Annotated in this window: 25 protein-coding genes and 1 pseudogene; 5 read left to right on the top strand and 21 right to left on the bottom strand. The window is 61.0% G+C overall.

Translation table 11 applies throughout. From position 1 onward, the window contains the following. On the top strand, window positions 1–129 hold a 129-nt coding region (locus CO667_RS05025; RefSeq protein WP_179874060.1), incomplete at its 5' end, for a SufE family protein. Between the two features lie 390 nt (window positions 130–519). Here CO667_RS05025 and CO667_RS05020 read toward each other — a convergent pair. From CO667_RS05020 to CO667_RS04980, 9 genes are all read right to left on the bottom strand, one after another. Next, on the bottom strand, window positions 520–951 hold the full coding sequence (locus CO667_RS05020) for a MucR family transcriptional regulator (RefSeq protein WP_097611337.1): 432 nt from the start codon (window positions 949–951) through the stop codon (window positions 520–522). Window positions 952–1390: 439 nt separating this feature from the next. Beyond that, window positions 1391–1723 carry a monovalent cation/H(+) antiporter subunit G gene (gene mnhG, locus CO667_RS05015; RefSeq protein ID WP_097617360.1) on the bottom strand — a complete coding sequence of 111 codons (333 nt, stop codon included), beginning with the start codon at window positions 1721–1723 and terminating at the stop codon, window positions 1391–1393. Then, window positions 1720–2073: a cation:proton antiporter gene (locus tag CO667_RS05010; RefSeq protein WP_097617359.1), complete on the bottom strand. Its 354-nt coding sequence runs from the start codon at window positions 2071–2073 to the stop codon at window positions 1720–1722. The genes mnhG and CO667_RS05010 overlap by 4 nt, the downstream gene beginning before the upstream one ends. Next, window positions 2070–2543: a Na+/H+ antiporter subunit E gene (locus tag CO667_RS05005; protein ID WP_097617358.1), complete on the bottom strand. Its 474-nt coding sequence runs from the start codon at window positions 2541–2543 to the stop codon at window positions 2070–2072. Before CO667_RS05005 ends, CO667_RS05010 begins: the two co-directional genes overlap by 4 nt. Then, window positions 2540–4090: a Na+/H+ antiporter subunit D gene (locus tag CO667_RS05000; RefSeq protein WP_097617357.1), complete on the bottom strand. Its 1551-nt coding sequence runs from the start codon at window positions 4088–4090 to the stop codon at window positions 2540–2542. The genes CO667_RS05005 and CO667_RS05000 overlap by 4 nt, the downstream gene beginning before the upstream one ends. Before the next feature lie 67 nt (window positions 4091–4157). Continuing rightward, window positions 4158–4535 carry a Na+/H+ antiporter subunit C gene (locus tag CO667_RS04995; protein ID WP_097617356.1) on the bottom strand — a complete coding sequence of 126 codons (378 nt, stop codon included), beginning with the start codon at window positions 4533–4535 and terminating at the stop codon, window positions 4158–4160. Continuing rightward, complete coding sequence (locus CO667_RS04990; protein ID WP_097617355.1) at window positions 4535–4954, bottom strand: Na(+)/H(+) antiporter subunit B; 420 nt, start codon at window positions 4952–4954, stop codon at window positions 4535–4537. The genes CO667_RS04995 and CO667_RS04990 overlap by 1 nt, the downstream gene beginning before the upstream one ends. A 4-nt stretch (window positions 4955–4958) precedes the next feature. Beyond that, window positions 4959–7322, bottom strand: a complete 2364-nt coding sequence (locus CO667_RS04985; protein WP_097617354.1) for a putative monovalent cation/H+ antiporter subunit A — start codon at window positions 7320–7322, stop codon at window positions 4959–4961. A 188-nt stretch (window positions 7323–7510) separates the two neighbouring features. Continuing rightward, window positions 7511–7726 (bottom strand): hypothetical protein, encoded by a 216-nt coding sequence (locus CO667_RS04980; RefSeq protein WP_097617353.1) that lies wholly within the window; start codon window positions 7724–7726, stop codon window positions 7511–7513. Window positions 7727–7915: 189 nt separating this feature from the next. Between CO667_RS04980 and msrB the strand changes: the two genes are divergently transcribed. Continuing rightward, window positions 7916–8329, top strand: a complete 414-nt coding sequence (msrB, locus tag CO667_RS04975) for a peptide-methionine (R)-S-oxide reductase MsrB (RefSeq protein ID WP_097617352.1) — start codon at window positions 7916–7918, stop codon at window positions 8327–8329. 130 nt (window positions 8330–8459) lie between these two features. Here the strand turns inward: msrB and CO667_RS04970 are convergent, their stop codons facing one another. Next, window positions 8460–8969, bottom strand: a complete 510-nt coding sequence (locus CO667_RS04970) for an Hsp20/alpha crystallin family protein (protein ID WP_097617351.1) — start codon at window positions 8967–8969, stop codon at window positions 8460–8462. A 41-nt stretch (window positions 8970–9010) separates the two neighbouring features. Beyond that, window positions 9011–9487: an Hsp20 family protein gene (locus CO667_RS04965; RefSeq protein WP_097617350.1), complete on the bottom strand. Its 477-nt coding sequence runs from the start codon at window positions 9485–9487 to the stop codon at window positions 9011–9013. A 212-nt stretch (window positions 9488–9699) separates the two neighbouring features. On the opposite strand from CO667_RS04965, the gene CO667_RS04960 reads away from it, so the two are divergent. After that, window positions 9700–9921, top strand: a complete 222-nt coding sequence (locus tag CO667_RS04960; protein WP_097617349.1) for a hypothetical protein — start codon at window positions 9700–9702, stop codon at window positions 9919–9921. 38 nt (window positions 9922–9959) lie between these two features. Here CO667_RS04960 and CO667_RS04955 read toward each other — a convergent pair whose 3' ends face one another. The 5 genes from CO667_RS04955 to groES form a co-directional block, all read right to left on the bottom strand. Beyond that, complete coding sequence (locus tag CO667_RS04955; protein WP_097617348.1) at window positions 9960–12170, bottom strand: amylo-alpha-1,6-glucosidase; 2211 nt, start codon at window positions 12168–12170, stop codon at window positions 9960–9962. Window positions 12171–12185: 15 nt separating this feature from the next. Then, complete coding sequence (locus CO667_RS04950; protein WP_097617347.1) at window positions 12186–13280, bottom strand: glycosyltransferase family 4 protein; 1095 nt, start codon at window positions 13278–13280, stop codon at window positions 12186–12188. 85 nt (window positions 13281–13365) lie between these two features. Then, entirely contained in the window at window positions 13366–13788 is a 423-nt protein-coding gene (locus tag CO667_RS04945; protein ID WP_097617346.1) for a hypothetical protein, read from the bottom strand. A 95-nt stretch (window positions 13789–13883) separates the two neighbouring features. Then, on the bottom strand, window positions 13884–15512 hold the full coding sequence (gene groL, locus CO667_RS04940) for a chaperonin GroEL (protein ID WP_097617345.1): 1629 nt from the start codon (window positions 15510–15512) through the stop codon (window positions 13884–13886). 51 nt (window positions 15513–15563) lie between these two features. Then, entirely contained in the window at window positions 15564–15878 is a 315-nt protein-coding gene (groES, locus tag CO667_RS04935) for a co-chaperone GroES (RefSeq protein WP_025393808.1), read from the bottom strand. Between the two features lie 278 nt (window positions 15879–16156). On the opposite strand from groES, the pseudogene CO667_RS04930 reads away from it, so the two are divergent. After that, a pseudogene (locus CO667_RS04930) lies at window positions 16157–16360 on the top strand (aspartate-semialdehyde dehydrogenase); the annotation flags it as partial. 15 nt (window positions 16361–16375) lie between these two features. Here the strand turns inward: CO667_RS04930 and CO667_RS04925 are convergent. The 5 genes from CO667_RS04925 to CO667_RS04905 all read right to left on the bottom strand — a co-directional run bounded on the left by CO667_RS04925 (window position 16376) and on the right by CO667_RS04905 (window position 20240). Further along, window positions 16376–17321 (bottom strand): IS630 family transposase gene (locus tag CO667_RS04925; RefSeq protein WP_143540693.1). Its coding sequence is split into 2 segments (ribosomal slippage): window positions 16376–16981 and window positions 16983–17321, totalling 945 coding nucleotides; the frame shifts between segments, so codons are not numbered across the junction. Between the two features lie 251 nt (window positions 17322–17572). After that, window positions 17573–18274 (bottom strand): pentapeptide repeat-containing protein, encoded by a 702-nt coding sequence (locus CO667_RS04920; protein WP_097617362.1) that lies wholly within the window; start codon window positions 18272–18274, stop codon window positions 17573–17575. Between the two features lie 155 nt (window positions 18275–18429). After that, window positions 18430–18939, bottom strand: coding sequence for a GNAT family N-acetyltransferase (locus CO667_RS04915; RefSeq protein ID WP_097617361.1), 510 nt, complete (start codon window positions 18937–18939; stop codon window positions 18430–18432). Between the two features lie 69 nt (window positions 18940–19008). Beyond that, entirely contained in the window at window positions 19009–19677 is a 669-nt protein-coding gene (locus CO667_RS04910; RefSeq protein WP_097617343.1) for a hemolysin III family protein, read from the bottom strand. A gap of 143 nt (window positions 19678–19820) precedes the next feature. Next, complete coding sequence (locus tag CO667_RS04905) at window positions 19821–20240, bottom strand: universal stress protein (protein ID WP_097617342.1); 420 nt, start codon at window positions 20238–20240, stop codon at window positions 19821–19823. Window positions 20241–20428: 188 nt separating this feature from the next. Here CO667_RS04905 and CO667_RS04900 point away from each other — a divergent pair, with 188 nt between their 5' ends. Then, window positions 20429–21394 carry a VOC family protein gene (locus CO667_RS04900; RefSeq protein WP_179874059.1) on the top strand — a complete coding sequence of 322 codons (966 nt, stop codon included), beginning with the start codon at window positions 20429–20431 and terminating at the stop codon, window positions 21392–21394. Window positions 21395–21554 lie beyond the last annotated feature (160 nt).

Here is a 21554-nt window from a genome sequence, read left to right as displayed (position 1 = left end):
GGGCTCGATGCCTTCGAGATTTTCTCGAAGATCGGCCTGGTGGAAAACCTGTCATCGCAGCGTTCGAACGGACTGCGGTCGATGGTGAACAGGATCCGGGAAGAAGCCAGAGTCCGCGCCGCGGCGTGAGCGCGATCGCGGCCAGGTCGGCTTTGAGTTGCTTTGGCCAATCGATTCGGAAAGCGCCTCCCAGCCGAATCGAGTATATTAACTCTTGCTCACAGTATAGGAAATCATTCTAAGCCCGCCGGCAAAGCATAAGGCGGGTTGCCTGACGCTATTTTGGCGCCCCCCCGAATCACTTGCGCAGGTTCGAAATACTGCAGCGATTGTTTTCATCGCCTTGAAACGGCACACAAAAACATGCGGCACCCTCGATGCAGGAGACCCGCCCCTCATCCGGCTACCATCCGCACGAACCGACAACTGTGGCACGAAGCCGAGTCGAGAACGAAACTCCACAAATTGAAAAAGCCGGGCACAGGACCCGGCTTTTGTCGTCGATGCTTTCGAAAAAGCTCAGCCGCGGCCGCGCTTGCGGCGCTGCCCGAGGCCCATTTCCTTTGCCAGGCGCGAACGCGCTTCGGCATAAGCGGGCGCTACCATCGGGTAATCGGTCGGCAGGTCCCACTTCTCGCGGTATTCTTCCGGCGAGAGGCTGTGATGCGTCATCAGGTGACGCTTGAGGGACTTGAAGTTGCCGCCGCATTCCAAACACGTGATCTGCTCGTCCTGTACGGACTTGCGGACAGAAACTGCAGGCTTCTGTTTTTCGACGATCGCCGCAGCAGGCTGCGGTACGGACGTGTTGCTCAGTGCCGAATGCACGTCGGAAATCAGATTAGCCAGGTCGCTGACCGGTACAACATGGTTGCTGACATAAGCCGCGACGATGTCGGCCGTCAGTTCCACAAGCAGCTCCGGCGCATTGCCGGTCGCCATATCCGTCATATTTTTTCTCCTGTTAGCATGCTCAAACGGCCTTTGACTGACACGCCAAAGACCCGCCTCGTAGAAGCGAACAGCAAAAGCACGGGAAGCGACCTTCTGTTTCGAAAAACGCGAAATCCACCCCTAGATTCCGAAGAGCGAGACCTGTTCTTATACTGCCTGATTGCAAACCACTACGTCATACCCCAGGCGTTGGCCTCAGTTAGACATGAAAAATCAAAACTGAGGGACTTGGAAGCAGTACGATTGTAATTCACAATCAGAACTCTACTTGCATTTTCAAATACCATCGTTTGACCAAAAGGCCAATTATTATTTGTCGTTTTTCTTGAGAAAAAATGACAGATGAAGAATTAAGGCACGCCCAGGCAAGCTTTACTCACAGCTTCCTGTGCATAAGTTTTGCATAAATCTGGTAAAGCAGCCGCACAGAACAGGCTCAGCGCTTGCTGATATCGTCGCGGACCGAGACAGCGCCGAGCTGATATCCCGAAAGATGGGCGGCTCTCGCCAGCAGATGGGCCGAGACCGGCGCCGTCAGCAACAGGAAGACGAAGCCGGCAATGGCGCGGGCGAGAATCGCCAGCTCCTGGGAATAGAGGCCGGCGGCAAGCAGCAGCAGGCCGGAGCCAACAGTTCCCACCTTCGAGGCCGCGTGCATGCGGGTATAGAGATCGGGCAGCCTGACCAGGCCGATCGCCGCGACAAGCGCAAAGAGCGCACCGGCGATCAGCAGAAGAGCGGTGACGGCAGCCAGGATGTAATCCATCATCGCTTCTTCCCCCCTGCCCGGCGTTTTTTTGCGCTGCCTTTTGCCGCAAGCGCGGACGGGGCCGATTTGATGTCGCCGCGCGACAGCACGAATCGGGCGAAGGCGACAGTCGCCAGGAAGCCGACGAGGCCGAGCGAGATGGCGATATCAATATAGAGCGAAAAACCTGTCTTGACCGCGATGACGGCTGTGAAGCCGATGGCGAGACCAGTCAGCATGTCCAGCGCCAGGATCCGGTCCGGCAAGGTCGGGCCGGCAACGACGCGCCAGACGGTCAGAATCAGCGCCAGCCCGAGGATGACGAGGGCGGCCGCGGATGCGGCCGCGACGATGGCGGCAGGCGTGATCACCGGAAGGCCTCCATGATCTTGCGTTCAAAACCATTGGCGATATCACGCTTGGTTGTCTCCGGATCGGAACAATCGAGCGCGTGGATATAGAGCGTGCGGCGATCCGTGGAGACGTCGACCGAGAGCGTGCCGGGTGTCAGGGTAATGAGATTTGCGAGCAAGGTGATCTCGAAATCGCTCGTCACCGTCAGCGGGAAGGCGAAGATGCCGGGCTTCAGCTGCATATCGGGCGAGAGCACAGTGACCGTGACCTTCCAGGCCGACAGCGACAATTCCTTCAGGAACAGCGCGGCGAGTGAAAGCACCAGTCGGGCGCGGCCGATATATCCCTTGCCGCCGAAGGGTTCGCGGATGATGGCCAGCGCCAAGGCGCCGAGCAGGAAGCCGAAGACGAGATTGTGCAGCGAGGCGCTGCCGGTAACAGTGACCCAGGCAATGGACAGCAGCAGGTTGAAGACGAAGGCGATCACCTGATACCTCCGGGGAAGACCGAATGCAGATAGGCCTTTGGATCGGCAAGGCCGGCGGCAGCCGATTGCGACAGCGCCAGCAGCTTTTCCGGCAGGATGCCGAAGCCGATGGTAAGCGCCGTCAATGCGGCAAGCGGCAGGCCTGTGCGCCAGTTTGCTCTCGACGGAGCGAGTGCCACCGCCGGCGGGCGCCAATAGGCGAGCAGAAAGAGGCGGCCGAAGGCGATCGTCGTCAGAAAACCGCCGGCGAGAATCGTCGCCCCCAGCCACCAGGCGCCGCTATCGAGTGAGGCCTTGACGAGAATGACTTTCGGCCAGAATCCGGAAAAGGGCGGCAGGCCGCAGGCAGCAAGGAAGAGCACCAGGGAGAGCGCGGTGAAGCCGCCGCTTTGCCGATAGAGCCCGCCGAGATCCGACAGCGAAAAGCCGCCGCCGCGCCGGGCGATCTCGCCAGCGGCGAGATAAAGTGCAGTCATCAGCACCATGGAATGGAGCGCATAGAAGACCGCGCCGCTGATGCCGTCAATGCCGCCACCAAGGGCGACGCCGGCGAGCATGTTGCCGATGCCCGATATGACGACATAGCCGAACAGCCTGCGGATATCGTTTTCAGCCAGCGCGCCGAGAGCGCCGACGACAATGGTCGCGGCGGCGGCAAGCGCGATCACCAGGCTCAATTCCTGGCGTTCCACCGGCAGCAGCATGACCATCACCCGGATCAGTGCGTAGATGCCGACCTTGGTCAGCAGGCCGGCAAACAGCGCGGAGACGACGATGCGCGGCGTATGATAGGCGGCGGGCAGCCAGAAATTGACCGGGAAGGCAGCGGCCTTCATGGCGAAGGCGAGCAGGAAGAGGCTGGCCAGCGTCATCAGCGGCGCCGTGCCGCGCAAATCCCCCGTTGTTGCCGCGATATCGGCCATGTTGAGCGTGCCGAAGGCCGCATAGAGGATGCCGACGCCGATCAGGAACAGCGTCGTGGCGATGAGGTTCAGCACCGCATATTTCAGCGCGCCGTCGATCTGTTGGCGTTCGGAGCCAAGGATGATCAACCCGAAGGAGGAGATCAGCAGCACTTCGAACCAGACATAGAGATTGAAGACATCGCCGGTGAGAAAGGCGCCGCTGACGCCGGCCATCAACAGCATGAGCAGCGGGAAGAAACCGTATCGCCGGCCGCTTTCACCGATATCGGCGAGCGCATAGATGCCGCCGGCGAGCGCCGCAAGGGCCGCGGTGAAGGCCATCAGCGCCCCGAGGAGATCGACGGTGAAGGCGATGCCGAAAGGCGGCAGCCAACGTCCCATGACCATGGTCAGCGGTCCTTCCGCCGCGACCTTGGCGAGCAGCGTCGCATCGATCAGCGCCAGGACCGCAAGGCCCGATATGGCAAGCCAGGCCTGCAGACGCGGATGGGCGCGCAACATCAGCAGGACGGCGCCGAGCGTAATGCAATGGGCGACCGGCAGGATGGCGAGCCAATGGCCAATCGGCACCGGAGCGGTGATCATGGCGGCGGAGAGATCGATGGTGGTGGGAGCGGCCATCAGGTGGCGCCTCCGCTACCGCGCGCGAGGGCCTGCCGTGGGGTGAACATTCGCACCGACATCCGCATCAATACCCCAATGGAGGCAGCGGCCGGTCGTCGGGCTCGGCGGCGCGCATGTCGTTGGTGTCGTCGGTGCCGAGGTCCTGATAGGCGCGGTAAGTGAGCACCAGCAGGAAGGCGAGGAAGGAGAAGGAGATGACGATCGCCGTCAGGATCAGGGCCTGCGGCAGCGGGTTGGCCGCGCCGGATGGTAAGCTGTCGAGACCCGCCGGGATGATCGGCGGCACCTCGCGCGTCAGCCGGCCTGATGTGAAGAGCAGCAGGTTGACGGAATTGCCGAGGATGGCGATGCCGAGCATGATGCGGATCGTGAATTTCGACAGCAGGAGATAGATGGCGGCAGCGAAGAACAGGCCGACGAGGATCGACAGAAGCGGCTCCATCATTCCGTCTCCTTTTCTTCCAGGGCCAGGGCGATCGAGGTGATGGCGCCGAGCACGACGAGATAGACGCCGACGTCGAAGAGCATGACGCTCGACAGCGGCACTTCGAGACCGAAGAGGTTCGGATAGATCCAGAGACCGGTCATGAAGGGAACGGCAAAGAGGATGGAGAGAAGCCCGGCCAGGGTCGACAGCAGCAGGCCGAAGCCGGCAATCGACAGCGGATGGAAGAATAGCGCCCGGCGAACGGCGGCGACGCCGCGGGCAATGCCGTAGATCGCCAATCCCGAGGCGGCGATCAGCCCGCCGATGAAGCCGCCGCCCGGCTCGTTGTGGCCGCGCAGCAGCACGAAGACCGAAAACAGCAGCATCAGCGCGGTGAGGAACGGGGCGATGGTGCGGAAGATCAGGGTGTTCATCGGATCAGCCCTCCGCCTCTGCCGCGGGATCATTGGCGGCCAGCCTGCGCTCGCTGCCGGCGCGGATGCGGATCAGCGCCAGGATGGCAAGGCCGGTGACGGCGACGACGGCGATTTCGCCGAGCGTGTCGGTGCCGCGGAAATCGACGATGATGACGTTGACGACATTGGCGCCGTGGGCGATCGATTTGGAATAGGTGTTGAAGAAGGTGGTCAGCGCGTCGTTGAACGGCGCCTCCGTCGCCCGCATCAGCAGAAGTGCAAAGCCGAGGCCGCAACCAAGCGCCAGCGCGCCGTCGAAGAGCTTGCGGCCGAGCGGGCGCCGGTCGGCGGGCGACAGGCGAAGCCTGGTCATGACGAGGGCGAGGATGACCACCGACAGGGTTTCGACCATGAACTGGGTGAAGGAGAGATCCGGCGCGCCGAACAGCAGGAAGATGATGGCGACGGCGAAACCCTGGATGCCGAGCGAGACGATCGCCGTCAGCCGGTCGCGGGCGACGAGCACCGCGGCAAGGCCGAAGGCGGCGATCAGGAAGACTGCCCATTCATGCGGCCTGACATCGGCCGGCCAGGCCGGAAAACGCGGCAGTTCGCCGTAGACGACGAGCGGGACGATGAGGATGGCGGCAACGCAGAGGAAGGTGCAGGTGACATAGATTTCGAGCCGCCCCGGTTGGAGCACACGCATGAGGCGGCCGGAAAAGCGGACAAGACCAGATATAGCGACATCAAAGCCATGGTCCGGCCCAGGTCCGGCCGCGCGCAGGAAAACGGCCATCAGGAAACGGGCGCGCGCCAGCTGCCAGTAGACGCCGATACCGAGCAGCACGGTCAGGGCGGAGAGCGCCAAGGGCAGGCCGATATGCGGCGTCAGCGAAATGTCGATTTCGACGGGTGTCTGGCGGATGGCGGATGCGATCGGCGAGGACAGGACGGTATGGGTGAAGCCGGAAAAGATCGCCGCGAGCAAGCCGAGGACGGCGAGAACGGCCGGGCCGAGCCAAAGCAGGACGGGCGCTTCGTGCGGAGGTTTCGGCGTCTCCACCGGTTGGCCGAGGAAGGGTTTAAGCGCCACCGCGAAGGCGACCGCAAACATCAGCGCATTGCCGAAGACGGTTATGGCGGCGAAAGTAATCGCGCGGACATCGCCGCCGACGAGCGCCGTATAGATCTCCTCCTTGGCGAGGAAGCCGAAGAAGGGCGGCAGGCCGGCCATCGAGAAGGCCGCCGCAAGTGCGATCATCCAGGTGAGCGGCATCGCCCGCATCAGGCCACGCAGCCTGGTAATATCGCGCGTGCCGGTCTCGTGATCGATGATGCCGGCGACCATGAAGAGCGCGCCCTTGAAGAGGGAATGCCCCACCAGATAGAGCGCCGCCGCCTCCACCGCATGGTCAGAGCCGAAGCCGATCAGCATGACGAGCAGGCCGAGCGAGGAGACGGTGGTATAGGCAAGCTTGAGCTTCAGGTCGGTCTGGCGGATGGCGAGCGCGGTGCCGACCACCAGCGTCAGCCCGCCGAAGAAGGGCAGCAGGATTTCCCAGGCAGGCGTTGCCCCCATGACGGGATTGAGCCGCATCAGCAGATAGACGCCCGCCTTCACCATCGTCGCCGAATGCAGATAGGCGGAAACCGGCGTCGGCGCCTCCATGGCGTTCGGCAGCCAGAAATGGAAGGGAAATTGCGCCGACTTGGTGAAGGCGCCGCCCAGGACCAGGATGAGGGCAGCGAGATAGAGCGGGCTTTCGCGCACGATATCGCCCGCTCCCATGAGCCGCGACATCTCAGTGACGCCCGAGATGTTCCAGAGCAGCAGCAGACCGGCCAACAGGCAGAGCCCTCCCCCGCCGGTCACAACAAGCGCCTGCAGGGCGGCGCGGCGAGCCGCTGTACGCTCGTGGTCGAAGCCGATCAGCAGGAAGGACGTGATCGATGTCAGTTCCCAGAAGACGAAGAGCATCAGGAAACTGTCGGAAACGACGACGCCGAGCATCGCGCCCATGAAGAGGAAGATGAAGGAGAAGAAGCGGCCCTGATCCTTGTGTCCTTTGAGGTAGCCGGCGGCATAAAGCACGATCATGGTGCCGATGCCGGTGATCAGCAGGGCGAAAGCCAGCGACAGGCCATCGAGGAACCAGGAGAAAGAGAGATGGTAGCTCGGCACCCAGGAATAGCCGCCGGTGACGACCTCGCCGCGTGCGATCTCAGGAATGAACCGCAGGAAATGCAGAAAGGCGAGCAAGGGAGCGATCGCCAGGAGCCAGGCGCCGTTTGCGCCGAAGATGCGGATGACGAAGGGAGCAGCAAGAGCGCCGGCGAGCGGCAGACACAGGGCCAGAAATGTCAGAGCCGTGACATCGGCCATGTCCCCTCCTCTACTGCATAATTCAAAATATTACAGTCCTTTGCACGTCCGACAAGGCCCGCGGTGCTGTAAAGGCAACAGACGAAAAGCCGTAGAAAACCGGCCTGTCTTCTGGCTTAGGCGAAACGGGGGAGCGTCTCAAGTGATTTCGGCCGCAGGCCGCACTGCATGGCGATGTTCAAAGCCGATCAGGCCGTCGATCTGGAAAGACGCGTCAGCAGCCGGGCGATGCAACCGTGCAGGATGAAGACCAGAAGCGTCAGCGGCCAGAGCAGGCAAGCGAGGAGCCCGGCGAGACGATGGAGCGTCAAACCTTGATGATTGGCCCAGCCTTCCAACAGCGTGACCGCCATGGCGGCCACGGCCACAAGGCCGTAGAGCAGGACGATTGCTGTTTCAAACACCAGTGATTCTCCAATGCACGCAACATTAACCCTAACAGGAAACTCCTAACGGATGTAAAAGCAAGCCTCTTCCCCTAATTGGGTATGCCGCCAATCTCATGGCGCGCCGCGGGAGACTTGATGAACTGAACGCGGCGCACCACATTTTCTCGCGAAACGGAACCCGCCCCTCGGCGAAAGGAGCACCTCATGTCCGACACTGCGACGACCGCCAAGATCCACAAGACCGACGCCGAATGGAAAGAGCAGCTCACGCCTGAGCAATACCGCATCACGCGCCAGCACGGCACCGAACGCGCCTTTACCGGCCCCTACTGGGATTCCTTCGAGACGGGGCTTTACCGCTGCGTCGGCTGCAATGCGCCGCTTTTCCGCTCCGACACCAAATTCGATGCCGGCTGCGGCTGGCCGAGTTACTTCGAAGCGGTGTCACCCGAAGCGGTGACGGAGCATCGCGACACGGCCTTTGGCATGGTGCGCACCGAAATCCGCTGCGGCAGCTGCGAAGCCCATCTCGGCCACGTCTTTCCCGACGGCCCGCCGCCGACCGGCCTGCGCTACTGCATCAACGGCCACTCCATGGTGTTCGAGCCTGGGAAATAGGCCTGAACCTGCGATCGGCATCTGCCGATCCCGCGGCCATGAGGAGACTAAGCGCGACGGAAATTTCCGTGCAACCATGGATGACATGGTAGCGCGGCCGCCAGGTGGTCGGCCGCCGCCCTCGTTTCGATCAGCTTCTGATGGCGATGCGCCTGACCTGTGACTGCGCCTTTTCGCTCTTGGGCAAGGTGACGGTCAGGACGCCGTTCTTGAAGGTCGCGTCGACCTGATCTTCCTTGACCTCGGTCCCGAGTGGGATGCGTCGCTCGAAGCGGCCATAGTAGCGCTCCGAGAACTGCTTCTCCTTGTCTTCCGTCTCCGAACGCTTTTCACCCTTCAGCGTCAGAACGCCATCATCGAGAATGACCTCGATGTCCTTTTCCTCAAGGCCGGGGACTTCGGCCGTCACCTTGATATCCTTATCGGTGTCGGAGATCTCGACACTCGGCCAGCCGGCACCGAAGCCGCTGGCGCCCCGCAGTGACGGCAGGCCAGAGCCGAAGCTGCGGAAAGCATCGTCGAACAGACGGTTGACCTCGCGATGGAGCGACAGGAAAGGATCATGGTCGTCCTCGCGGAGGAGACTCGGAACCTGGTGGCCGTTGTTGCGGCCCCAAGGAATCAAATCACGAACACTCATGGCTTACTCCTTTCTGGTGGTTCTTGGGCATTCCTGACGGCTCAGGCTGCCTGCGTCTCGGCCTCGATCTGCTTGGTCTCGGCCTTCGGCATTGCATTTCCAGTTCCGATCTCGATCTGGCGCGGCTTCATCTCTTCAGGAATTTCACGCTTGAGGTCGATGGTCAGCAGACCGTTGACGAGGCCGGCATCCAGGACCTTGACGTGGTCGGCCAATTCGAACCGACGCTGGAAGCTCCGACCAGCAATGCCGCGATGCAGGTATTGAACATCTTCGCCGTTCGCCTTCTGCCCTGAGACGACGAGCATGTTCTGCTCTTGGATGATCGCCAGTTCGTCCTGCGAGAAGCCCGCCACGGCCATGGCAATGCGGTAGTCGTCCTCGCCGGTTTTGACGATATCGTAAGGCGGCCAGTTGTCGATTGTCTCGGCGCGGCTTGCAGCGTCGAGTGCGTTCAACATCCGCTCGAAGCCGACGCTCGACCGGAACAGTGGAGAGAAATCGAGGTTTGTCCTCATAGCCATATCCTCCTTACAAGCAACATGGATACAGGAGACGCCAAGAGCGACACAGGCGTCTCCTGGACCTGTCGATCCCTGCTCGGCGATCGACAATACTGATATAATTCAGCAGTTTACCGTTTCAAGAGGATCGGATTTCTCAGCGAAAAAATTTGATCTTTTCTAAGGCGCCACCATATGTTTTGGAGCTTGAGCTAGGAGCAATGGCTATGACAATGACTTCAGGCGACGTCGTCGCCGTCCTTGGGCCCGCCGACAAAACGCTTGTGGCCGAGATCATCGCGACAGGTGCAACCCAAGCCGAGCTTGCCGAGGCGTTTGCATGGGCCAACAACGACGAGGCCCTGATGAGTGAAGGCCGGCATCTACCGACCGGCAGGGTTGCTGCGCTTGTTGACCTGCTGAGGTCGGACGAAGAGGAACCGGAATAGAAAAGGCGGTTAACCCGCCTTCGCTGCACCGTCCTTCATCAGGCCGTGGTGAGCACGCTGACACTGCCCTGTCGATTGATAACATCGACCACGACCTGGTGTCTCGACCGGCGGATGGCCACGTCAGCCGAGCCATTGCCGATCAGCAGGCGCCGCAAGATCACCTCATCGAGGAAAGAAGGAAGTCGCGGCACGCTGAAGCTGATCTGCAAACTATTCGGCTCGAAGTCGAGGCCAAGGCAGGATTGAAGCAGCGACAAAGGGGCTGCTGCCGCCCACGCTTGAGGCGAGCAGGCGACCGGATAAGAGGTCGGTCCGCGTGCGCGCTGACGTGGCAGGCCGCAGAGGAGTTCGGGAAGCCGCCGCAGGTCGATATAGGTCGCAGCGGCAAACAGCCCCTCGAATATCCGCGCGGCTTCGGCGCGGTAGCCATAGCGGGCAAGGCCGCTGGCGATCAAGGCATTGTCGTGTGGCCAGATCGAGCCATTGTGGTAGCTCATCGGATTGTAACGCGCTTCCGTGGAGGGAATGGTGCGGATGCCCCAGCCACAGAAGGACGAGGCACTCATCAGGGTGCGGGTCACCTGTGCGACCCGTTCAGCATAAGCAATACCGGTGAACAGGGCATGGCCGGCATTGGAAGATCGAACCCGGCAGGGCCGTTTATCCCCGTCGAGGGCCAAGACGTATGTGCCAAGTTCCTCATCGAAGAAGCTCGCGTCAAAGGCGCGGCGCAGTCCCTCCGCGCGCGCGAGAAAGCTCGCCGCGCGTTCCGGCTTGGCCGTCCACCGGAAGATTTCGGCAGCACTTTGCCAAGCGCCATAGACATAGGCCTGGACTTCGGCGCTCGCGATTGGGCCTCGGGCCAACGTGCCGTCGGCATGGAAGACCGAATCGTGGCTATCTTTCCACGCCTGGTTGATCAGTCCTTCCTCCGTCAGCCGCCCATATTCGACGAAGCCGTCGCCATCACGATCCCCATATTCGTCGATCCATGTCAGTGCGGCTTCGAGATTCGGCAGGAGACGGTCGATGGTCGCAAGATCGCCGGTTCGTTTAAGATAGTCGCCGGCCAGCATCACGAAGAGCGGCGTCGAGTCGATGCTGCCGTAGTAACGCCGGAATGGAACCTCGCCGAGTTCAGCCATTTCGCCGCAACGCACTTCGTGCAGGATCTTGCCCGGCTCGGCGTCTGAAGCAGGATCGACGTTCGTCGCCTGATTGGCCGCAAGATGACCCAGAACCCCGCGGGCGATCTCCGGATCGAGCCAAAGTGTCTGAAGCGCCGTGATCAGGGCGTCGCGGCCGAAAACGGTGCTGAACCAGGGAATGCCGGCATAAGGATAGGGGCCTTCCGGCTTGTCGGTGATCAGCATGTAGAGGTCAGAGGCGCTGCGTCGCGCGACTTCGTTGAAGATCTCATTGGAGGTTGTGACTGACGCCGCGCGCGAGGAGGAGGCGCGCAACGCACGGCGGGCATCCCGCAAGGTAAGGAAGAAGGAAAGGCGGCTCAGTCGATCGGCGGAGATATGGTCGCAGCCGATCTGCATGAAGAGCGATTTGGTCTCGTGCGGCTCCAGGTAGAGGTCGTAAGTAACAAGATCGCTACGAATCTCGGCCGGTTCCGGCATGAAGGAAAGGCGCGTCGACCGCTTGCGATTGTCCAGGCCAATATAGGAAAGCAGGATCCAATCCTGTTCCACGACGGCGGGAAGATGGCGCCCTCTTCTTGCTCTTTTGGTGCCGCGGACTTCGAAAAGATCGGCGAAATCGGCCCCGAAAGAGATCTGAATGCGGATATGTTGCCGACGGTCGTCATAATTCCTCACGGCCAGCCGTTCATAACAACAGGCATTCCAGAGAAAGCGCGATCTGCGCAGATGAATCACGTCATGGCCCAGAACCAGCCTTCCCTTCTCATCGAACTGATCAGGATTGGTGAGATCGCAGGTCAGCGTGGCATTGTCATCCCGCAGCGTCGACGACAGAAGCATCGGCCGCTGTTCGTTGATCGTTAGGTAAAGATGCGAGAGATAACGGGTGTCCCTGTGGAAAAGGCCTTCCGGACTGCCGGGACCGGAAAGAGCATCGCCATTATGGTCGAAGACGGCGAAAGTATCGCCGTGCTTCAAGGTACGCGGCCGGCGCTCCTGCAGCGATGCTGCGGCCGGAATGAAGAACTGAGCGACCGGCGCCGCCAGGCCTGACGATGCTGTGGCGGGGTTGCTGTCCGCAGACAGGTTTGACATGGTCTCCTCCTTGCCTCAGGCGACAGCCTGCAGGCCGAGCGCTTGACCATTCGACCGGCGGATCGGCGCGGCTTTGATGCGAACGTCCGGCAGGTTGCGATAGATGTCGAGATAATCGCACGCCATTCGTTGTGCGGTGAAGCGCTTTTCAAACGCGGCACGCACCTTGCGCCGATCGAGGCGGAGTGCCCATTCGACGTTTTCGGCCGCCTCGGTGACGCTGTCGACCAGGATGCCGGAGATGCCGTTGTCAATGACCTCCGGGACCGAGCCACAGCCGAAAGCGATCACCGGCGTGCCGCAGGCCATAGCCTCGATCATCACCAGCCCGAAGGGCTCCGGCCAGTCGATCGGGAAGAGCAGAGCGCCTGCATTTCCGAGGAAGTCAGCTTTCTGTTGTTCATTGATTTCGCCGATGAATTCCACATACGGATGGTTCTTCACCATCGGCTCGATCATGGTTTGCCAATAGGTCTTGTCGGCATTATCGATCTTGGCGGCGATCTTCAGCGGCATGCCGACCTTCGCGGCGATTTCGATCGCCCGGTCCGGCCGCTTCTCCGGCGATATCCTTCCGAGGAACGCAAGATAATTGCCCCTTGGCTTTTCCGTAAAGGGCAGCAGGTCGATCGGCAGGCCGTGATAGACCGTGCCGGCCCAGTTGACCGACGGCATCGGGCGGCGCTGATCGTTGGAGATCGACACCAGCGGAATATCGGGGAATGCCTTGTAGAAAGGCTTGAGGTCCGGCAGGTCGAGTCGCCCATGCAGCGTGGTCACCGTACGGTCGGCAAAATCCCGGATCAGCGGGAAATGCAGGAGATCGATATGAAAGTGCAGCACATCGAACTCATGCGCCCGACGGCGGATTTCCTCAAGCATCATGACCTGATGCGGCAGGTGATCCCTGACGGCCGGGTTGAGCCGCAGCGCGACGTCGGAGCAGGGTAGGAGTCTGGCGTCGGTCACGGAGTCGCCGCTGGCAAAGAGGGTGACTTCCTCGCCCTGACGGACCAGTTCGTCGGTCAGATAGGAAACGATCCGCTCGGTTCCTCCATAAAGCTTCGGCGGAACGCTTTCGGCAAGTGGTGCGATCTGTGCGATCTTCATCGGCAAAACCTCCTCGAATGAGCAAGAGTCGACGGTAAAAATCAACCAGCGTCCTCAAAGAGGCACGCGGCAGTTCAGCTGGAAACTAGATCTCGAACGCCTGTCGGCTGCGGCCTCCTTTCCGGTAGCTGCACATGCCAAAGCCGGGGAGCCGGCGTGGCGGCAGCTTTCGACGACGGATCCTGTGGGCAGCCGAGGAAGCGGACGAACCTTGGTTGCCAGATTGCTGGTCGCCCTTGTCCAACGTTTTCAGCGCTTCAAGAATCTCGTCATAGGAGACGGCTCTTTCCGCCCCGGGATAAAGGCGAAGGGCAGGTGCGGAATCGATCGCGAAAATATCGGATGCCCATGACGCGAGAATAGCGCGCTTCTCGTCATTGCCGATGTCGGCGGCGGTGAGCACGTCACGCGGGTGACCGAAATGTTTGGCCGGATAAAGCAGATGCGCAGCGCTGATTGCCGCCGTGGCTTCCTGCTGTATGGAATTGCTGGTGCTTTCCTTTCTCATAGCTTGGCTCCACTGATGTTGACCGATGGAACTTGGTTCATTCGATAGTGCGTGGGGAGGCCCGCCCTTAAGAGCAGGGCGGGCCGAGCGATCGCTTAGAAGTCCATGCCGGGGCCGGCGGGCATGGCCGGAGCGGCCTCCTTCTTGGGCTTCTCGGCGATCATCGCTTCCGTCGTCACCAGAAGACCGGCAACGGAGGCGGCATCCTGAAGCGCGGTGCGCACCACTTTCGCCGGATCGATAACGCCCTGCGCATAGAGATCGCCATATTCGCCGGTCTGGGCATTCCAGCCATAGGAGAATTCGCTCTTCTCCCGCAGCTTGCCGACCACGATCGAGCCTTCTGCGCCGGCGTTTTCGGCGATCTGCCGTACCGGGGCTTCGATTGCGCGGCGCACAATCTCGATGCCGACGCGCTGGTCCTGGTTGGCCACGCTGAGATTATCGAGCGCCTTGACGGCGCGCAGGAGGGCAACGCCACCGCCGGGCAAGATGCCCTCTTCGACGGCGGCACGGGTTGCATGAAGCGCGTCGTCGACGCGATCCTTTTTCTCCTTCACCTCGACTTCCGTCGAGCCGCCGACACGGATGACGGCAACGCCGCCGGCGAGCTTGGCAAGGCGTTCCTGCAGCTTCTCGCGGTCGTAGTCGGAGGTGGTTTCTTCGATCTGGGCCTTGATCTGAGCCGTGCGACCGTCAAGCTCCATCTTCGAGCCAGCACCGTCGATGATGGTGGTGTTTTCCTTCTCGATCGACACCTTCTTGGCACGGCCGAGCATATTGAGCGTCACGTTCTCGAGCTTGATGCCGAGGTCTTCGGAGATGACGGTGCCGCCGGTCAGGATGGCGATGTCTTCGAGCATGGCCTTACGGCGGTCGCCGAAGCCAGGCGCCTTGACGGCGGCGATCTTCAGGCCGCCGCGCAGCTTGTTGACGACGAGCGTCGCAAGCGCTTCGCCTTCGACGTCTTCAGCGATAATGAGGAGCGGCTTGCCGGACTGAACGACGGCTTCGAGAACTGGCAGCATCGACTGCAGGTTCGACAGCTTCTTCTCGTGGATGAGAATATAGGGGTCCTCGAGTTCGACCCGCATCTTGTCCTGGTTGGTAACAAAATACGGGCTCAAATAGCCGCGATCGAACTGCATGCCTTCGACGACTTCGAGTTCGGTTTCGGCCGTCTTGGCTTCCTCGACCGTGATGACACCCTCATTGCCGACCTTTTCCATCGCTTCGGCAAGGTAACGACCGATCTCGGAATCACCGTTGGCGGAGATCGTGCCGACCTGGGCGATTTCGGAATTGTTGGAGATCTTGCGGGCGTTGGTTTTCAGTTCCTTGACAACGGCGTCGACGGCGATGTCGATGCCACGCTTGAGGTCCATCGGGTTCATACCGGAAGCGACCGCCTTGGCGCCTTCCTTGACGATCGCCTGGGCCAGCACCGTTGCAGTCGTGGTGCCGTCACCGGCGAGATCGTTGGTCTTCGAGGCGACTTCGCGCAGCATCTGGGCGCCCATGTTTTCGAACTTGTCTTCGAGTTCGATTTCCTTGGCGACCGAAACGCCGTCCTTGGTGATGCGCGGCGCGCCGAAGGACTTGTCGATGACGACGTTGCGCCCTTTCGGGCCGAGCGTCACCTTCACGGCATTGGCCAGCACATCGACCCCACGCAGCATGCGTTCACGGGCATCGGTATGGAATTTGACTTCTTTCGCAGCCATTCTTTCACTCCTTCGATAGGCAGCTTTTCTTGACTATGCGCTGAGAACGCCTCAGGCGGCGATCTTTTCGGCGGCTTGGGCCTCGATGATGCCCATGACATCGCTTTCCTTCATGATCAGCAGGTCTTCACCGTTGATCTTGATCTCGGTGCCGGACCATTTGCCGAACAAGATGCGATCGCCGGGCTTGACGTCGAGCGGCTGGATCTGGCCTGCATCGTTGCGCGCGCCGGGGCCGACGGCGATAACCTCGCCTTCCTGCGGCTTTTCCTTGGCGGTATCAGGGATGATGATGCCGCCCTTGGTCTTTTCCTCGGAATCGACCCGGCGGACGAGAATGCGATCATGAAGCGGTCGGAACGACATGTTTTCCTCCAATGGACAAACAATAATGACGTTGTTCCCTGGCCGGACCGGATGACCGGTCCGGGCGGGTGCAAACCTCTGTCGAGCGTTTTGCGCGAAATGATCTGGTTTTGCGGTTTTTCCATTTCAAGGGGGGTGGCGAAAAAAATTAGCACTCGCCTGGAGTGGCTGCTAACATACTGAGAAGGAACAACAAACACTGTTTCCGCGTTGAGAAACCAGTTGATGGAGGCAAAGATATGCGCCACCTTCTCGTTGTCGCGAAACGGAGATGAAGCATGGAATTTTCATCGGACATAGAGCGCCAGCTCAACGGTTACGGCCTTACCACCGCGCACATCCTCTACCGCATGCCGGATTTTGAGTCGCTTCTGCAGACCTATGTCTGGCAGGATTACGATCTCGCCCCCGACTTTCCCGAAATGCACAGATTCCTGGATTTCTGGCAGTCCAAGCTTGACGGGCCGCTGCATTCCGTTCGCTAGACCGGTTTGCATTTAGGTTGACCCATATCCTGAGTTTCGGATGTAGTTTTCGCACTCGTTGGGTTGGATTGTCTCGATTGCTTGGGCCAGGGCGTTGTGGACGGCCTCTTCGGATCGGGCCATGGCAGTGCGCATGGCCTGCTTGATCTTGGAGAAGAGTTGCTCGATGGGATTGAGGTCGGGGCTGTAGGGAGGCAGAAAGATGAGTTTGGCCCCTGTCTTTCGGATAGCCCGGCGCACAGCCTGGCCTTTGTGGCTGCCGAGATTGTCGAGGACGACGATGTCGCCCGGCGACAGGGTTTTGGCGAGTTCCTTCTCGACATAAGTCAGGAAAGCATTGGCATTCATCGGCCCGTTGAGGACCCATGGCGCATCGACCCGGTCGCGTCTGAGGGCTGCGACGAAGGTCATCGTCCTCCAATGCCCATGCGGGATATGGGCGACCAATCGCTTGCCTCGTTCGCCCCAGCCCCTGAGCGGAGCCATGTTGGTCTTCACCCAGGTTTCGTCAATGAACACAAGGCGGTCAGGATCGATCTTGCCCTGATGGCGCTTCCAGCGTTCACGTTGACGTGCCAGTTTCGGCTTGTTCTGCTCGGCTGGCAGCACGGTTTTTTTTGAAGCTCTTGCCCTCGCGATGGAGAAAGCGGCAGATATTGGCTGGATGGACTTTGAGGCCGCGCTCCTGCAGACCTCGAGCAAGCCATTCCAGCGTCACATGGTCCGATCCATCGATCATCGCCAAGACCCAGACGCGATGCTCGCCAGTAATCAAGGCCGGTCGGCGGCCGCCCATCTTGTCAGGCGCGACACTGCCGGTGCGGCGCTGGCGCTGCGCCCACTTGATCACGCTCGACGGCGCAACCTTCAGAGCGGCAGCAACGGCATGGCACGTCTCGCCCGCAGCAACCCGATCCATCGCCCGCTGGCGCAAATCCATCGAATAAGCTCGACCCATCGAACAAACCTCCGTGGCCTGTCCAATCCAATCTGATTTGCGCCAAAAACGGAATCCCGATTCAAGGAATTCGCAATACGCTCTAATAGCCACCAGCGGCTGATCGGACCGAACGAATGGCGCGTCGCGTCACGGGCGAGTTGCGATTGCACTAAATCGAATCCGACAGTCCCAGCAGATGGTTGCGTACCCGCCAGCCATTGTTGCCCATAGGGCCTTACCAACCGCTCGGTATCGCGCGAAAGCCCCAATCAATCGTGATCGGCAGGGCATGGCCAAGTCGAGGGTGCCGAAAGGCCTGCCGGCAGCTTGGTCGAGGCATCGCCGCAGGCAAGGTCGATCTGCGCCTGTTCGAGCCCGGCGGCGCCCGAGAGGTCGAGGCCTTCGATGCGGGTCAGGAACATGAAGGCGCGCTCGAAGGTCGCCGGGCCTTCGAAGGTGGCCTTGGAGAGATCAGCGCGGGAGAGATTGGCGAAAGAGAATTTCACCCCCGTCAGCACTGCCTTGTCGAAATCGGCGCGGCCGAGTTCAGCTTTTTCGAAGCTCGCGCCGGCAAGCTGGGCGCCGGCGAAATTGGCGCGCTGCAGCTCGGCGCCGGCAAAGGACGCGCCCTCGGCGGCGATATTGGCGAAGCTGGAGCGATAGGCCTCGATCTTGGCGAAGTTGGCGCCTTCGGCGTGTGCGCCTTCCAGCGAGGCGCGCACCAGCGTCGCTTTCTCCAGGTTGGCGGATTTGAAGTTGGCGCCGGCGAGATCGGTCAGCGAGAAATCGGTGCCGAAGAGATTGGCGCCTTCGAGATCACTGCCCTGCAGCATCAGGTTCTTCTTGGTGCATTCCTGCCAGTCAAGCTTCGGCGAGGCCAGGCTGCCGCAATCGGCGGCCCGGGCGGCAACCGATGGGAATGCCAGAAGGACGAGGGCAAGGAGACCGAGCGACAATCCGTGCATTGCCATTGAACTGTTCACCTCCATAACGCGCTTCCGGGCATGACACTTTCGGGCATGATATTGGGGAGCCGCCTCTCGCGAAGCAGGCTGCCTCCACTTTCTTACACAGCTCAGACTACAATAAAAAGATGGCGAGCGCCGTTCACAAGTGGGTTGCCGGATCACTCCGGAGGCAGGCGAAGCTCCATGCAGGTGAGATCCAGCCAGCGGCCGAACTTGGTGCCGACCTCGGAAAATCGGCCGGCGATGCGGAAACCGAGCTTTTCGTGCAGCCGGATCGAGGCGGTATTCTCGGCCTCGACGCCGGCGATCATAACATGGATATCGGCGGCCGCGGCACGGGCGATCAGCTCTCGCATCAGCCGCTCGCCGATGCCGGCACCACGGCAATCCCTATCGACATAGACGGAATGCTCGACCGTGTGGCGATAGCCGTCGAAAGCCCGCCAGTCGCCATAGGAGGCGTAGCCTGCGACCTTGCCCGAGATTTCGGCGACGATCACCGGAAAGCCCCGCGCCTTGCGCGCCCTGAACCATTCCCGCCGATTTTCGAGATCGACCAGCGTATCGTTCCAGATCGCCGTCGTGTGCTCGACGGCGTGATTGTAGATATCGCGGATGGCGGCAAGATCGGCTTCGGTGGCGTCGCGGAGGAGGACAGCGTCTGTCATGATGCTCGAGTTCATATTGTCTGTGAACGCGGCATACGCCCGACCCCGACAGATGTAAACGACCGTCGTTCACAAGCCCGGCGGCGACAGGCTGAAGCAGGTGAAGACAGCCGAATAATGCACGGCGGCGGCGGTGACGACGAAACCGTGCCAGATGGCGTTCTGGAAGCGCAGCTTTTCCCAGACATGGAAGATGACGCCGAGCGAATAGATGACGCCGCCGATGACAATCAGCAGCATCGAGGCGGAGGGAATGCGCGCGGCGACGGGCCCGGCCACCACCACGCCGCTCCAGCCCATGGCGAGATAAAGCAGGATGGCAAGACGATCGTAACGGCCGGGAAAGACGCATTTCAGCACGATGCCGGCGGCGGCGAACAGCCAGATCGCCACCAGCATGAACAAGAGCAGCGGATCGTCGGCGCCGCGCTCGAGGAAGGGCGTGTAGGTGGCGGCGATCAGCAGGAAGATCGCCGAATGATCGAAGCGGCGCAGGTACCATTTGGTGCGCGAAACCGGCCAGGCGTTGTAGGAAAAGGAAATGGCAAGCGTCAGCACCAGCCCGACGCCATAGATCCAGGCGGCGGCGAGCGCGCCGTAGGAGCTCCAGACCGTGGCATAGAAGATCAGCGCGGTGGCGCCGATCAGCGCCAGCACGAGACCGACGCCATGGACGATGCCGTCGGCGATCAGTTCATATCGATCGTAAGCCCAGCGAATGCCGTTGAACTCGGCCATGCGCGCCAATCCGTTTCAGACCCCGATTGCAATCGTCGCATCGAACGGATGGACGCGCAACTGCGGCAAAGCGCACCGGCGGTAAATCTTCGTGACAGGCTGCAAGACCTGCCGGGTTTTGACGGCGCGGCAGCCCGCGCAAATCAAATCTTCTGCCGGTCGACCAGCACCGAGCATTTGGCATGACGCACGACCCGGTCGGCGGTGGCGCCGATGAAATAGTTGGAAAAGTCCGGAACGTGCGAAGCGACGATGATCAGATCGGCGCCGTGGCTTTCGGCGGTCGAGATGATCGCCTTGGCGGGCGGGCCGTTGCGGATCTCGACGGTTGCCGCGATACCGGTTGCGGCGAGCAGCGCCTGCAGCTGGTCGCGGCTGTCCTGCATGGCGTCCTCGACCATATTGGCCGGCAGTTCGATCGCGACATAGGTCGGCACATCCTCGACGACGTTGAGCGCGATGATCTCGCCGCCGGCGTCGAGCAAGGACGCGGCCTTGCGGAGGATCGTTTGTCCCTTTTCGATGCCGCCGAGCGCGATCGCTACGATGATCTTCCTATACATGGCTTCCCTCCATGGCTGAGCTTTATAAGCGTCCTCTAAAGAAGATATGGGCGCGTTGATCGCGATCAAGTGGGCGCAAGTCATCGTCAACGTCTATTCAACGCTTCATCCTCAAAAACGCGTCTTCTGTGAACAATTGGAATGCGCCATATAGGATGCAAGTACGGCAACCGAGGAGACAGAGGCGATTGAACCGGCGAAACTTTCTCGGGCTTGCTGCGGGCGGCACATTTGCCGCCACCGCCGGTACGCCTTCCATTCTACAGGCCGGATCAAGGGCAGGAGAACAATCCATGACGACCGAAACTTCCTACGCGCTGACGCGGCCCGCCTATATCGACCAGTCGCATCTGGTGGTGACCGACCTCGGTCTCGTTTCCGGCTTCTATCAATCGATACTCGGTCTGAAGGTCATCGAGCAGACGGCGAGCGGGCAAGTGCTGGGTGTCGGCGATCTGCCGCTGCTGACGCTGACGACGGCCAAAGACGCCGCCATCGCGCCACGCAATGCCGCCGGCCTTTTCCACACCGCCTTCCTGATGCCGAACCGGACCGAGCTCGCACGCTGGCTGCGCCATGCGGCCCACAACAATGTCGTGCTCGACGGCGCCTCGGACCATCTCGTCAGCGAGGCGATTTATCTGTCCGACCCTGAAGGCAACGGCATCGAAATCTATGCCGACCGGCCGCACGAACAATGGAAATTCGACCAGGGCGGCATGGTGGATATGGCGACGCTACGCCTCGACCTGCAGGCGCTCTACGACAGCGCATCGGACGAGCGCTGGGACGGCATGGCTGAGGGGACGGCGATCGGCCACCTGCACCTGCAGGTCGGCGATATTCCACAAGCGGACGCCTTCTATCGCGACGTCCTCGGCCTGAAGATGATGGCGAGCCGTCCCGGCGCGAGTTTCTTTGCGACCGGCGGCTATCATCACCATCTCGCCGCCAATATCTGGAATAGCCGCGGTGCAACGGCACGCGCCGGCAACATGACCGGACTTTCGGACTACAAGATCCGTTTCAACGACAAGGCGACGCTGGATGCGGCGGTCTCCAAGCTCGACGCGTTGGAGATCAAGAGCGAGAAGCGCGACGGCGGCACCTTCCTGAGGGATCCCTGGAATATCGGCCTGACGCTTTCGGCGTAATTTCCAGGTCACGGCGGATCAGCCCGGGCCGTTGAAAAGGCTCACGCCATGCGGGCAAAAACAGCGGCGTAAAACCATGCCGGACGCGCCTTTCCGGATGGTCACTTCCCTCAGGGAACCGGAACCGTATCGGCGCGTTTCCGTGACGAAGCAATGGGGC

Origin of the sequence: Rhizobium sp. L43, from assembly GCF_002531725.1 — a bacterium.
Classification (GTDB): Bacteria; Pseudomonadota; Alphaproteobacteria; order Rhizobiales; family Rhizobiaceae; genus Rhizobium.
Note: the sequence above shows the minus strand (reverse complement) of the source record. Positions and strands in the feature narration are given on the sequence as shown.

Coding starts and splice junctions, on each gene's coding strand:
- CO667_RS04965 (WP_097617350.1), bottom strand. CDS start 9,487: ATGAGGACAAACCTCGATTTCTCTCCACTGTTCCGGTCGAGCGTCGGC.
- CO667_RS05000 (WP_097617357.1), bottom strand. CDS start 4,090: ATGGCCGCTCCCACCACCATCGATCTCTCCGCCGCCATGATCACCGCT.
- msrB (WP_097617352.1), top strand. CDS start 7,916: ATGTCCGACACTGCGACGACCGCCAAGATCCACAAGACCGACGCCGAA.
- CO667_RS04945 (WP_097617346.1), bottom strand. CDS start 13,788: ATGAGAAAGGAAAGCACCAGCAATTCCATACAGCAGGAAGCCACGGCG.
- CO667_RS04985 (WP_097617354.1), bottom strand. CDS start 7,322: ATGGCCGATGTCACGGCTCTGACATTTCTGGCCCTGTGTCTGCCGCTC.
- CO667_RS04970 (WP_097617351.1), bottom strand. CDS start 8,969: ATGAGTGTTCGTGATTTGATTCCTTGGGGCCGCAACAACGGCCACCAG.
- CO667_RS04950 (WP_097617347.1), bottom strand. CDS start 13,280: ATGAAGATCGCACAGATCGCACCACTTGCCGAAAGCGTTCCGCCGAAG.
- groES (WP_025393808.1), bottom strand. CDS start 15,878: ATGTCGTTCCGACCGCTTCATGATCGCATTCTCGTCCGCCGGGTCGAT.
- CO667_RS04995 (WP_097617356.1), bottom strand. CDS start 4,535: ATGGAGCCGCTTCTGTCGATCCTCGTCGGCCTGTTCTTCGCTGCCGCC.
- CO667_RS04920 (WP_097617362.1), bottom strand. CDS start 18,274: ATGGCAATGCACGGATTGTCGCTCGGTCTCCTTGCCCTCGTCCTTCTG.
- CO667_RS04910 (WP_097617343.1), bottom strand. CDS start 19,677: ATGGCCGAGTTCAACGGCATTCGCTGGGCTTACGATCGATATGAACTG.
- CO667_RS04960 (WP_097617349.1), top strand. CDS start 9,700: ATGACAATGACTTCAGGCGACGTCGTCGCCGTCCTTGGGCCCGCCGAC.
- CO667_RS05020 (WP_097611337.1), bottom strand. CDS start 951: ATGACGGATATGGCGACCGGCAATGCGCCGGAGCTGCTTGTGGAACTG.
- CO667_RS04990 (WP_097617355.1), bottom strand. CDS start 4,954: ATGAACACCCTGATCTTCCGCACCATCGCCCCGTTCCTCACCGCGCTG.
- CO667_RS04905 (WP_097617342.1), bottom strand. CDS start 20,240: ATGTATAGGAAGATCATCGTAGCGATCGCGCTCGGCGGCATCGAAAAG.
- groL (WP_097617345.1), bottom strand. CDS start 15,512: ATGGCTGCGAAAGAAGTCAAATTCCATACCGATGCCCGTGAACGCATG.
- CO667_RS04915 (WP_097617361.1), bottom strand. CDS start 18,939: ATGACAGACGCTGTCCTCCTCCGCGACGCCACCGAAGCCGATCTTGCC.
- CO667_RS04955 (WP_097617348.1), bottom strand. CDS start 12,170: ATGTCAAACCTGTCTGCGGACAGCAACCCCGCCACAGCATCGTCAGGC.
- mnhG (WP_097617360.1), bottom strand. CDS start 1,723: ATGATGGATTACATCCTGGCTGCCGTCACCGCTCTTCTGCTGATCGCC.